Below are 12,638 nucleotides of genomic sequence, written 5' to 3'. Positions count from 1 at the left end.
GTTGGTAGTTGGTTGTTGGTTGTTGGTTGTTGGTTGTTGGAAAAAAATAAATTAAAAATCAAAATACAAGTGCAAACTTAAAAAATGCTTTTAGCTTTTACGCTTCTCGTTTAATAGTATTAAGTAATAAGTACTAAGATTTTATGTTAGCTATTGTACTAATAATTGGTTTAAATAAATACGCTATGTACCCTTTTGGAATCTAGCATTACTGATTTTGGACTTCGTACCTAACATTTTGTATTTCTTAAGTTTAGCTTTGCTAAATACAACACTTCGTAACAAGTCTATTTTCTATACTCTGTTCAAACTTCAAACTTCAGACTTCTTACTTAATACTTTGTACTCTTTACTTTGTACTTAAATCAAGATTTATTCGCCAACTGCCCACATGCGGCATCTATATCCTTTCCTCTAGAGCGACGAACGGTTACTACTATATTATTCTTTTCCAGTGAATTTACATAGCGGTCTATAGCAGCGTTAGAAGCTTGCTTAAACTCGCCGTCATCAATAGGGTTGTATTCTATTAGATTTACTTTAGATGGTGCAAAACGACAGAATTCTACCAAGGCATCTACATCTTTTTGGGTATCGTTGATTCCGTCCCAAACTACATATTCATACGTAATACGACTTCTGGTTTTCTCATACCAATATTGAAGAGACTCGCGTAAGTCGCTCAATGTAAACTTGGCGTTAAAAGGCATTATAGAAGTACGGGTTTCATCAACAGCGGAATGTAAAGAAACAGCCAATTTAAATTTCACCTCATCATCTGCCATTTTCCGAATTAATTTGGGCACACCAGAAGTGGAAACCGTTATTCGCTTTGGAGACATACCCAATCCATCAGGAGAAGTTATCTTATCAATTGCCTTTAAGACATTATTATAATTCATTAAAGGCTCTCCCATACCCATAAAGACTATATTGCTCAAGGGTCTTTCAAAATACAATCTACTTTCATTGTCTATGGCAACTACTTGATCGTATATTTCATCAGGATTCAAATTACGCATTCGTTTTAAACGAGAAGTAGCACAGAACCTACAGTCTAAGCTACAACCTACCTGACTAGATACACAAGCGGTTGTTCTTGATTTAGTAGGAATCAGTACCGACTCCACAATTAAATCGTCATGTAACCGAACGGCATTTTTTATGGTACCGTCACTACTACGCTGCATTTGATCTACCTTAATGTGGTTGATCACAAAATTAGCTTCTAGCATTTCTCTAGTTTCTTTTGAAAGATTTGTCATCACATCAAAAGAATAGGCTGCTTTCTGCCATAGCCATTCATACACTTGATTGCCACGAAAAGCTTTATCACCATTAGAAACAAAGAATTCTCTAAGCTGCTCTCGCGTTAGTGCCCGAATGTCTTTTTTCTTTATTTCTTCCATCTTTTTAAAGGTAGCGATTACTAGTGATAAAAATCCCGCTTTATCTACATATTGAGAAAGCGGGATTTTTTTAATTCGTCCTTTTTACAAAGGAATATATTTTGAACTTATATAATCAACATGGCATCACCATAAGAATAGAACTTATAGCTTTCCAATATTGCTTCTTTATATGCTTTGTTCATTAAATCATGACCCATAAATGCAGATACCATCATCAATAAAGTAGACTTTGGTAAATGGAAATTGGTAATCATAGCATTTGCAATACTAAAATCATACGGAGGGAAAATGAATTTGTTCGTCCAACCCTCATACGTATTCAACGTGTGCTTAGAAGACACTGCACTTTCTAAACCACGCATTGCCGTTGTACCAACAGCACAAATACGACGCTTTTGCAACTTTGCATTATTAACGATTTCCGCAGCTTTTTCATCAATGAACATTTCTTCACTGTCCATTTTGTGCTTAGAAAGATCTTCAACCTCTACAGGGTTAAAAGTACCTAAACCAACATGTAATGTAAGCTCAGCAAAATCTACACCTTTAATTTCTAAACGCTTTAACAAGTGCTTAGAAAAGTGAAGACCTGCAGTAGGAGCAGCAACTGCACCTTCATGCTTTGCATAGATGGTCTGGTAACGACCCTCATCTTCTGGCTCAACATCTCTTTTAATATACTTAGGTAACGGAGTTTCACCTAGCTCTCTTAGTTTTCTTCTGAAATCCAAATAAGCACCATCATACAAGAAACGTAATGTTCTACCTCTAGATGTAGTATTATCAATAACCTCAGCTACCAATGTTTCATCATCACCAAAATATAATTTGTTACCAATACGTATTTTACGTGCCGGATCTACAAGAACATCCCATAAACGTTGTTCTTCGTTTAACTCACGTAAAAGAAAAACTTCTATACGAGCACCTGTTTTTTCCTTATTCCCGTACAAACGAGCAGGAAAAACTTTAGTGTTATTAAGCACCATCACATCACCTTCATCAAAATAGTCGATCATGTCTTTGAACATCTTGTGTTCAATTTTTCCGGTTTCTCTATGGATAACCATTAATTTAGACTCATCTCTATTTTCAGATGGATGCTCCGCCAATAATTCGTCTGGAAGCTCAAAATTAAAATTTGATAATTTCATGTAGCTGTTATATTTATTGTAGCAAATTGCGGCTGCAAATATACAATCTGCAGATAGGCCTTGTCAAGTAAATCCTTAATTATAATTCTTTTATATTGAAATCTAGCTGTTTTAGGTCGTTCCAAAAATCTGGATAAGACTTTGAAACCACCTCTGCATCATTAACAATAAGCGTAGTTTTTATAGCCAACGGCGCAAAGGCCATTGCCATTCTATGATCGTTATAAGTATCTATAGCAACATCTGTATTAATCTCTGTAGTTGGCAGTATAGTAAGCGTTTTATCTGTTACCGAAATATTTGCCCCCAATTTTGAAAGCTCTGTATTTAAAGCTTCCAATCGATCGGTTTCTTTAATCTTCAAGGTGTGCAAGCCTGTTAAATGACAGCCTACCCCTAGCCCAAAACACGTTACGGCAATTGTTTGTGCTATATCTGGCGCATTGGCCAAATTGATCTCATTTTCTTGTAGTACTTTTTTATCGGTCTTTTTTAGTGTAATGCTATTTTCCCCAAAGGTAGTTTCTACACCAAAAGCCTTGTAAATATCTGCAAGGACACTGTCTCCTTGAAGACTTTTCTTTTTGTAAGCAGATAAAGAAATTTCTGTTCCTGGAGATGCAAGTGCACAAATGCCATAGAAGTAAGATGCGGAACTCCAATCTGACTCTACAACCAAGGTCGTTGGAGCAACTTTGTCCTTTGCAGAAACTTTAATCACATTATCTTCAAATGAGGTTGTTACCCCTATTTCCTCAAGCAAGGCTAAAGTCATTTTTATATAGGGCACCGAAGTAATTTTACCTACAAGTTCCAATTCTAATCCATTTTCCAAACTTGGAGCAATTAGCAACAATGAGGAAATATATTGGCTACTAACATTTGCAGGTAAACTAACTTTATCTTTTACGATACGCTGACCTTTTATCTTTATAGGCGGATACCCTTCTTCTTGCTCATAAGAGATTTCTGCACCCAATGCTCTCAATGCTTCCACAAGAATTTTAATTGGTCTTTCTGTCATTCTCTTGGATCCCGTAAGAATAACATCTTTACCTTCTTGAGAAGAAAAATAGCCTGTTAAAAAACGCATTGCCGTACCTGCATGATGAATATCTACAGTACCATTAGAAATATGTAAACCTTTTGCCATTACCTGGGCATCATCAGAATTTGATATATTCTCTATGTTAATATCTGGAAATAAAGCCGTTAAAAGCAAACTACGGTTAGATTCACTTTTTGAACCTGTTATAGTAATAGTATCATTTAGCTTGGCATTAGCTGGACCGGTAAGATGAAGTTTCAATGCGTGTCGTTTTAAAATCAAGCGACAAATATACGCCTATTTCAACTTTTTATTGTTGTGATGGCGGTCGTGATCACGCTTTGTTTTTAAATCTAACTTTTTATCGAAAGCTTGTTGTAAATCAATACCAGTCTGATTGGCCAAACACAGCACCACAAACATAACATCCGCCAATTCTTCGCCTAAATCTTTGTTCTTGTCTGACTCCTTTTCGCTTTGTTCACCATAGCGTCTGGCAATAATTCTGGCAACCTCCCCTACTTCTTCTGTTAGTTGTGCCATATTGGTAAGTTCGTTAAAGTAACGAACACCATGTTCTTTAATCCAATTATCTACTTCTAACTGTGCGTTTTCAATGTTCATATAATTTATTCCAGAATGGTTAAAAAGCCGTAAAATACTACTATATCTATATTAAAAAAGTTAAAAAATTAATTTTGAGTTTTTCTTTTTTAACAAAAACCTAAGTATAAATTTTACTAAAAAAAACTGTTTTCAGTTCATAAAAATAACTCAAGTATCTTTCTACGTGCTTAAAATGTCATTATCACAAAAAATTATTCTTAAGTGAAATCATATTTTTAATCTAAAAATATGCATATTAAAATGTATTGAAATTCCGGAAAAGCATCAAATAAGAAGTAATTAATTATGGTTGAAGATTAAAATATTAATTACTGTTTTAGCGAATAATACTTCTATAACACCTTAATCATGTTTAACAAAAACTATTTTAGATGCGTCTATTTTTGCTGTAGTTCTTCTAAATGTACGGTAATCATCGTAAAGCGTATTTGCAAAAGTACCAGGTTTGATTAATAACCTTCTTTTATAACGCAATCGTTTATCTGATATTCTCTCTAAACTAACTGAATACTCCCCAAAATCGTTTTTTAAATTAACATTTTTTATTGCCGACAATATTTCATAATTCTCAGGATAATCTATAATGAAATCATCTTCATCCAAATAACCTCTTTTAATAATAATTTTTCGTTTTCTATTTTTATCCTTTTTTGGCACAAACTGATTTCTATTCAACATATTAGGAACAAAATAAATGTTTTCTCCTGCCTTACGCGTATAACTTGATGAAGTTAGATTTATTTTTTCTACAGTTACAATGTTCTTCTTATTATTCTCGATATCATGACTTAAAATATTGATATCATTTACGTAATTCCAATATTGTTCATAATACCTTTCCACCTTCTCTTTACTTTGATTTGAAAGTTCATATTTCTGATCATATTGTAAGCCCATACTCTTTATTTCTACCAACGCATGAGTTTCTTTTTCTCCTATATTAATTCTCGCATTGGTATCTTGGAGACTTTGTTCTGATGTGTATTGTAATGATTTAACTAATTCACCCCCATTTGGACCAATTTTAAGCACATATCTATTATCTGTAAAAGTACCTAAGAAATTAATCGGCAATTTTTGACTAGTACACTCTAACCATAATTCCTCACCATCTAAAGGAATATTTAAAAATGCATGATTACCTTCTAGAAAAGGAAAATCTAAATCTAGACTTCTCATTCTTGAATCTGCCGAAACAATGGTATAATATGAATCTATACCAATTGCTTTTAGCAAAGCCATAGTATAATTTGTAAGACCTTTGCTATCGCTGTATTTGACCCTATCTACTTCTTTCGCACTTACCGGCATCCAACCACCTATACCCATTTCAACACTTATATACCTTGTATTATTTTGAACAAATTGATACACTTTTTTTATTTTCTCTTTTGGATCATGAATATCTTTAACTAGAGCTTTCATTTTAGCAACAGTTGAAGGTTCTAATTCATCTTTATTCTGTAAAAGTGAATTATAAATCCAACTTCCATACTCTTTCCATGTTGTAGCATTACCGCTAATTCCTTTTAGATGAAAATCTTCTAATGCAAATTGTATATTAGGTGTAAAATCATATAAATCAGGATCTAAATCTTCTGATTCAATTGCCATTAAATTCATCGCTTTATATCTTACTCCTGTGGCATTAGCTGTTCCTTGAATTTCAAAAGAATGGAAATTATTTTCTTTATGCCGATACTTTAAATTTGATGGTAAATACAAGTTAAATTCACTTTTCTCAGTACTTACCCTATAGTCATTCAAAAAATACCATCGTGGTACAAAAGCTGTATCAGAAGTGGAATACTTTTTACTTAAAACCACCGTGTAAGGATACTGCTCTGGTTTATATCTTAAAAATTTAACCCTAGAATCTGTATAGAGCATTCCTGCACCGCTAGCACGTTGGTCAAGAAAATCCTCTTCTTTAAATTCTTTCAACTCTACTCCCTCTGCATTATAAACTTTAGCTGTAAGATATTTTAATGACGTTTCATTATCGTAGTACGTCACGGCATTTACATGTTTAGCTCCCTTTTTATTAAAAACTGTCACTACCCTCGTTGATGTTACCTCCATATAATCAGAAGTTTTAACAAGGATATTCATTCTATCTAAACGTACCACAGCATCGGCGTTTTTCAATAAATCAGGACATATTCTAGAAATATGATATTGTTGACCTATTGCCGTATTAGATACTATGAAAAAACATATGAAATATAAAAATCGCATAATAAATTGGAACTGATTTATTATCAAACGATTAATATGCGATTTTTCTTACATTAAGTAGGGTTTATTTTACAAAAAAATATTCTACCACTCTTGACAGAAACAAGTTTAATACATAGAAAAAAATAAATTTACTTTTCAACAAGCTATAAAAACTTGAAAATAACCAATTTTTACTACAGTTTTTTGGAACTAATACTATTAACAAAATTAGATTTTTCACTTTCAAAAATTTGATACGGACTAAACCTCTTGTGTATTGGTATTAGTTATATTAAACCTTGAATATTTAATGAATGCTAAACTTTATTCTTAGTATCGATCAGTATAGTCACTGGTCCATCATTCAATAATTCCACCTTCATATCCGCTCCAAATATACCTGTACCTACTTTTTTTCCCATTTTAGATTCCATGGAGCTAATAAAAGCTTCGTACATTGGTATAGCTACATCTGGTCTTGCGGCATTTATATATGACGGGCGATTACCTTTTTTGGTACTGGCATGAAGTGTAAACTGACTTACTACAATAGCGTCTCCATTTATAGAAAGTAAGGAGTTGTTCATTACGCCTTCCTCATCATTAAAAATACGAAGGTTCGCTATCTTATTTGTTAACCAGTCAATATCAACTTGAGTATCTTCATTCTCAATTCCTACAAAAATGAGCACTCCCTCATTTATGGAACTGATCTTTTCTCCTTCAACCGTTACACTGGCTTTTGATACCCGCTGTATTACTGCTCTCATTTTTTTTCGTCGTGTATATCTACCCTATAATTCTCATCTTCACCTTTTATCATCTGTAAGTAACTATTGTACCTACTCCATGCAATATCACCAGCATCTAAGGCATCTTTTACGGCACATTTTGGCTCATCTACATGAATGCAATTATTAAATTTACAGTCTTGCTTCAGTTCAAAAAACTCAGGAAAATAGTTCCCTATTTCCTCTTTTTCCATATCTACAATTCCGAATCCTTTGATACCTGGTGTATCAATAATTCGCGCGTTAAAACTTAAATCGAACATTTCTGCAAAGGTTGTTGTATGCTGCCCTTGTGCATGCTGCTGAGAAATTTGTTTGGTCTTTATATCTAATTCGGGTTCTATGGCATTTACCAAGGTAGATTTACCAACCCCAGAATGACCAGAAAACATAGAAGTTTTACCCTTCATCATTTCTTTGACCTTATCAACATTTTTACCTGTAGCGGCAGATATACCAATACAGGTATAACCAATATTACGATATAATGCAGCCAAGAATTTAATTTCATCTAACTCTTCTGGCTTATAAGTATCTACTTTATTAAAAAGTAATATTACAGGAATCTCATATGCTTCGGCGGTTATTAAAAATCTATCTATAAACACAGGGTATGTTGGCGGGTTATTAAGTGTCACCAATAGAAACACCTGATCTAAATTTGCTGCAATTATATGAGTCTGTTTAGATAGGTTGACCGACTTACGTATAATGTAATTTTTACGGGTTTCAATTTCATTAATAACACCAATAGTGTCGTCTCCAATAGTCTCAACCTCAAAGCGTACCATATCACCAACCGCTACCGGATTGGTGCTTTTAATACCCTTTATTCTAAACTTTCCTTTTATTCTACATTCATAGAAATCACCATTATCTGCCTTGACAGTATACCAACTTCCCGTAGATTTATAAACAATTCCTTCCATTTACCCTAAAATCCTTCCTTTTATACAAAGTAACTGCTTTAAATATAAAAATTAATATAAATTTGAATTTAGAACTATAACAATAAATAACAACCAAAATGAAATTCATTAAAAAATCATTGCTGATGCTTGCTTTATCAGCATTTACTTTTGGCGCGGCCCAAGAAACTATCACAAACGAATCTGTAATACAAATGGTTGAACTTGGATTTGACGATTATATGATTATTGATAAGATCAATACTTCTGATGTAAAGTTCGATGCTTCTATTACTGCTCTTGGGCAAATGAAAAACGCAGGTGTTTCTTCTGAAGTACTTTCTTTAATCATGGATAAGTCAAAACAGAATACCATGTCTAAAACAGGTATTTATTATACTGATGCTAGTGGTGAAGACAAACTAGTACAACCAAGTGTTTTCTCTGGTTCCAACTCTAATCAAGTTGCTCAGAAATTAGTTTCTGGTTTTATCAACGCAAAGAAAAAATCACAACTACCAAAAACACAATCAAATAATGTTATACATCAAAGTCAACCTGAATTTACTTTCATATTTGACCCTAGCGTAACTCAAGCAGATAACATGCAAAATAACCAAGGGAGTGATGTAGGTATTTTTAACTGGTGGTTTAGAATAGCAAGCAACCCTAACGAATTTGTTTTAGTTAAACTTACAGTAAAAGAAAGGAAGAACCTTAGAGAAGTAATTACAGGAAAAAGTAGTGCACTTAGCAGTAGTAATGGTGTAGACCCTAAGTACGCTCTTAATTTTGCAATTGAAGAAATTGAAGGTAACAAGTTCAAAGTTACTCCAGACAGTTTAGAGCCAGGTGAATATTGCTTTATTTACCAAGGTCAAGTACCACAAGGCAGAGAGAACCAATCTGTTTTTGATTTCTCTATTCAATAGAAACAAAACATACTTTATTAAAAAAGCCCGGCACAATCCGGGCTTTTTATTTTTACCCATTTAAGACTATTGCGCTAAGTTAATTTCAACACGTCTATTTTTCTGTCTTCCGTCTTTATACATATTTGTAGCAATTGGTTTGCTTTCGCCGTAACCCACTGCAGTTAACCTTGCTGGAGAAATACCTCCATTAATCAAAAACTGTAATACTGCCTGAGCTCTTTTCTCAGATAACTTTTGGTTCGTAGCTTCTGAACCAATACTATCTGTATGACCTTCAACAGTAAAATTAGCATTAGGATATTCATTTAAAATACTTATGATATCTACTAATACCGGTGTAGATGCATCTTTAATAGTAGATTTACCTGTATTGAATAATATGGTTTTGGCATATTCGTTCAATGATTTTTGAACCTCTGCAGTAACCACAGGCTCCGGACAACCGTTGTTTGCCACTGTACCCATTTCATTTGGACATTTATCATCTTTATCTATTACTGAATCACCATCAGAATCTGCCCAAGGACATCCGTTATTCTCTACCGGACCCGCTTCGTCAGGACAATTATCTTCGTTATCTAAAATAGTATCACCATCACTATCTACCCATGGGCATCCGTTATTTTCCACCGGACCAACTTCATCTGGGCATTGATCTTCATTATCCAAAACAGAATCACCATCTGTATCTCCCCAAGGACAACCGTTATTTTCTATAGGACCTGCCTTTTTAGGACAACCGTCTTCTTTGTTTGGTATACCGTCTCCATCAGAGTCTTTAGGTTGACCATAATATACAGGTACTTTTAAACCCGCATACACATCTGCTCCTTGAATTTCATTTTTAGTGAACGTAGAAATTAATGATCCTGAACCTATATACAAAGGTCCGGCACGCAATCCTGCACCTACTTGCAGACCGCTATATTGGTAGCTACTTACCGGTAAGTAAAAGCTAAACCATTTACTTTCAAAACGTGGAGTCAATGAAAATACATTCGCTGTTCTTAGATTATTTTCACCTACAGAACGCATTGACAAATCAGTATTAAAATTTAAATAAAAATTGTTCTTAATATTCCAATCTGCATTAAAATGTAATGCCGTAGGCAAACCCGCCTGTAAATCTTCAGTAGCCTGGGTAAATGTATATAAGTTCTGTAAATCATCAGAATCTTCAATATTATCATAATCATCTTGGGTAATGGTATTATTGATGTTATAATTATCTACTAAACTACCTTTGTAATTTACCGAACCTACATCTGTAAGAGACAAACCAAATTTAAGTTTGTACTTATTTTTATCTTTCATTACGGTTTTCTCACCATCAGCACCTGTAACAATATAGTCTTCATAATCTGGTCTCCACTCGTAAACAAAACCTAAGTCGAAACCGAATCCGCTAGCGTTTGGCACTTCGTAATCATAACTATCTGCATCGTAATCATCTGCACGACCATAAATTAAATCTCCTGTAGATTCTAAAGTTCCAATAGTAGAGTTATCTGGCAAGGTGGCACCATCTGCATCATAATCTATGGTTACATTTCTACCTGTTACATAGGCATTACCAAATCCCTTTAAGTATTTTAATGAAAGTCCAACTTTTAAAAAGTGTTCTTCGTTATTCATTAATTCTTGCGCATAGGTAATACCTACTTCTGCCCAACCGTGACCCGCTGCAAAAAAGTCGCCCTCGTTCACTAAAAAATCTTGACTTTCATCAATACTATCATCTAGGTCATCAATGCTTTCCCCGTTAAATTCATTGCCGGTCACAAAACTTCTAGCCCTTGTAAAAACGGCAATGGAAGATTTCTTACCTATATTGAACATAAACGAAGGACCTAAAATATCTACATTACCTGAAAAATTGTTGTTATCCGAAAGAGATAATGTGGCGTCCATATCATACTCAAAATCACTTGAAACTAAATTCGAATACCCTACACCTACATAGTCATTAGCAAGAAAAGCACTTGCACCGACCAAATTGACATCGGTTTTAAAACGGGAATCCGCAATGTTTGCCGGGTTAGAGATCACACTGTTAACTCCACTATAATTATCGGTCAAAAAGCCTACATAAGATTGTGCTTTTACCGCAAATGATGCAATCAACATGATAGCAACTAATACTACTTTCTTCATACTCTTGGTTTGGTTAAAATGGTTCTTTAGTCCCCTAACGATTCATAATAATGGTTATTGCTTAAATGTATTACTTTTCTTACTTATTGAAAATGAGACATAAAAAAACATCCGCATATTACGGATGTTTTGTTTTAATAAAGTTAAGCCAACTTTAAGCGTTTACTATCTTCTCTTGGTGGTTGATAGACTCTTGGTGAATAGCCTTGAACATACGAAGAACAAACTCTTCACTTAGTCCTTTACTTTCGCCTTCCAGAATCATAGCCCCTAGAATTTGATTCCATCTATTTGATTGAAGTACTGCTACGTTCTTTTGCTTTTTAAGTGCTCCAATACCATCAGAAACCTTCATTCTTTTTCCTAAAGTCTCTATTAGCTGATTATCGATAATATCAATTTGAGCTCTTAGGTTACTTAATTCTGAATTGTATTCCGCTTCTGGATCACTTTCTTTTCTGATTCTAAGATCTCTCATGATCTGAACCAATTTCTCTGGCGTAACCTGTTGTGCAGCATCACTCCATGCGTTATCTGGATCATGGTGTGTTTCAATCATCAACCCGTCAAAGTTCAAATCTAAAGCTGTTTGCGATACATCAAAAATCATGTCTCTCTTACCTGTAATATGCGAAGGATCGTTTATTAACGGAAGATCAGGGAACTTGTTCTGAAATTCAATAGCAACTTGCCATTCTGGTATATTTCTATACTTAGTTTTCTCGTAAGTAGAAAAACCTCTGTGTATTGCTCCTAATTTTTTAATACCTGCAGTATGCAATCTTTCGATACCGCCTAACCATAGCGCTAAATCTGGATTCACCGGATTTTTAACCAATACAATCTTGTCTGTACCTTGTAAAGCATCTGCCAATTCTTGCATGATAAACGGACTAACGGTTGATCTTGCTCCGATCCACAATAAATCGATATCATGCTCTAACGCCAACTCTACGTGTGCCCGGTTTGCAACTTCCGTAGCTGTCTTTAAACCTGTTTCTTCCTTAACTTTTTGCAACCATTTTAGCCCTAAAGCACCAACACCTTCAAAATTTCCTGGGCGAGTACGAGGTTTCCAAATACCAGCTCTGTAATAGTTTACATCGGTATCTTTTAGAGAGTGTGCTATACCTAACACTTGTTCCTCTGTTTCCGCACTACATGGCCCTGCTATTACTAGTGGATGGTCAAGGTTTAAATCATCCAACCATGTTCTCATTTGTTTTGAATTTTCCATTTTTACTTATTCTATTTCTTGTTTAACGGTATTTCTTTTTAATATTCCTTTAATCTTATTCGTATTATTCATTTCATTATAAATGCCTTCATAATCATCTTTCAACAACAATTCTTTAAACGCCGTAAGATTTTGAATGTACTCTTCTAATG

The 12,638-nt window shown here is 34.2% G+C and carries 10 protein-coding genes; 1 reads left to right on the top strand and 9 read right to left on the bottom strand.

Annotated features, from left to right (window positions below; all coding sequences use genetic code 11):
• Positions 1-365 precede the first annotated feature (365 nt).
• From rlmN to rsgA, 7 genes are all read right to left on the bottom strand, one after another.
• Positions 366-1,409, bottom strand: coding sequence for a 23S rRNA (adenine(2503)-C(2))-methyltransferase RlmN (rlmN, locus tag ABJI11_RS14520; protein ID WP_348353718.1), 1,044 nt, complete (start codon positions 1,407-1,409; stop codon positions 366-368).
• Between the two features lie 107 nt (positions 1,410-1,516).
• Positions 1,517-2,566: a tRNA preQ1(34) S-adenosylmethionine ribosyltransferase-isomerase QueA gene (queA, locus tag ABJI11_RS14515; RefSeq protein WP_348353715.1), complete on the bottom strand. Its 1,050-nt coding sequence runs from the start codon at positions 2,564-2,566 to the stop codon at positions 1,517-1,519.
• A gap of 79 nt (positions 2,567-2,645) precedes the next feature.
• Entirely contained in the window at positions 2,646-3,875 is a 1,230-nt protein-coding gene (gene aroA / locus ABJI11_RS14510) for a 3-phosphoshikimate 1-carboxyvinyltransferase (protein ID WP_348353712.1), read from the bottom strand.
• Between the two features lie 36 nt (positions 3,876-3,911).
• The gene (locus tag ABJI11_RS14505; RefSeq protein WP_073247028.1) at positions 3,912-4,238 is read right to left on the bottom strand and encodes a nucleotide pyrophosphohydrolase; all 327 of its coding nucleotides are present in this window, start codon (positions 4,236-4,238) and stop codon (positions 3,912-3,914) included.
• A 345-nt stretch (positions 4,239-4,583) separates the two neighbouring features.
• Positions 4,584-6,479, bottom strand: coding sequence for a DUF3857 domain-containing protein (locus ABJI11_RS14500; RefSeq protein WP_348353709.1), 1,896 nt, complete (start codon positions 6,477-6,479; stop codon positions 4,584-4,586).
• A gap of 299 nt (positions 6,480-6,778) precedes the next feature.
• Entirely contained in the window at positions 6,779-7,231 is a 453-nt protein-coding gene (gene dtd / locus ABJI11_RS14495; protein WP_348353706.1) for a D-aminoacyl-tRNA deacylase, read from the bottom strand.
• Positions 7,228-8,181, bottom strand: a complete 954-nt coding sequence (gene rsgA / locus ABJI11_RS14490; protein WP_348353703.1) for a ribosome small subunit-dependent GTPase A — start codon at positions 8,179-8,181, stop codon at positions 7,228-7,230. Before rsgA ends, dtd begins: the two co-directional genes overlap by 4 nt.
• A gap of 98 nt (positions 8,182-8,279) precedes the next feature.
• Between rsgA and ABJI11_RS14485 the strand changes: the two genes are divergently transcribed.
• Positions 8,280-9,092 carry a hypothetical protein gene (locus ABJI11_RS14485; protein WP_348353700.1) on the top strand — a complete coding sequence of 271 codons (813 nt, stop codon included), beginning with the start codon at positions 8,280-8,282 and terminating at the stop codon, positions 9,090-9,092.
• A gap of 66 nt (positions 9,093-9,158) precedes the next feature.
• Here the strand turns inward: ABJI11_RS14485 and ABJI11_RS14480 are convergent, their stop codons facing one another.
• A complete protein-coding gene (locus ABJI11_RS14480; protein ID WP_348353697.1) occupies positions 9,159-11,249 on the bottom strand; it encodes a DUF5723 family protein in 2,091 nt (696 codons plus the stop codon).
• A 154-nt stretch (positions 11,250-11,403) separates the two neighbouring features.
• Complete coding sequence (locus ABJI11_RS14475; RefSeq protein ID WP_036156262.1) at positions 11,404-12,486, bottom strand: bifunctional 3-deoxy-7-phosphoheptulonate synthase/chorismate mutase type II; 1,083 nt, start codon at positions 12,484-12,486, stop codon at positions 11,404-11,406.
• Positions 12,487-12,638: the final 152 nt, after the last annotated feature.

It is taken from the genome of Maribacter sp. (genome assembly GCF_039968975.1).
In the GTDB taxonomy this organism is placed as follows: domain Bacteria; phylum Bacteroidota; class Bacteroidia; order Flavobacteriales; family Flavobacteriaceae; genus Maribacter.
Note: the sequence above shows the minus strand (reverse complement) of the source record. Positions and strands in the feature narration are given on the sequence as shown.

Bases quoted from the DNA above. Each gene is read 5' to 3' on its own strand.
- rlmN (WP_348353718.1), bottom strand. From the start codon at position 1,409: ATGGAAGAAATAAAGAAAAAAGACATTCGGGCACTAACGCGAGAGCAG.
- queA (WP_348353715.1), bottom strand. From the start codon at position 2,566: ATGAAATTATCAAATTTTAATTTTGAGCTTCCAGACGAATTATTGGCG.
- ABJI11_RS14505 (WP_073247028.1), bottom strand. From the start codon at position 4,238: ATGAACATTGAAAACGCACAGTTAGAAGTAGATAATTGGATTAAAGAA.
- ABJI11_RS14500 (WP_348353709.1), bottom strand. From the start codon at position 6,479: ATGCGATTTTTATATTTCATATGTTTTTTCATAGTATCTAATACGGCA.
- dtd (WP_348353706.1), bottom strand. From the start codon at position 7,231: ATGAGAGCAGTAATACAGCGGGTATCAAAAGCCAGTGTAACGGTTGAA.
- rsgA (WP_348353703.1), bottom strand. From the start codon at position 8,181: ATGGAAGGAATTGTTTATAAATCTACGGGAAGTTGGTATACTGTCAAG.
- ABJI11_RS14485 (WP_348353700.1), top strand. From the start codon at position 8,280: ATGAAATTCATTAAAAAATCATTGCTGATGCTTGCTTTATCAGCATTT.
- ABJI11_RS14480 (WP_348353697.1), bottom strand. From the start codon at position 11,249: ATGAAGAAAGTAGTATTAGTTGCTATCATGTTGATTGCATCATTTGCG.
- ABJI11_RS14475 (WP_036156262.1), bottom strand. From the start codon at position 12,486: ATGGAAAATTCAAAACAAATGAGAACATGGTTGGATGATTTAAACCTT.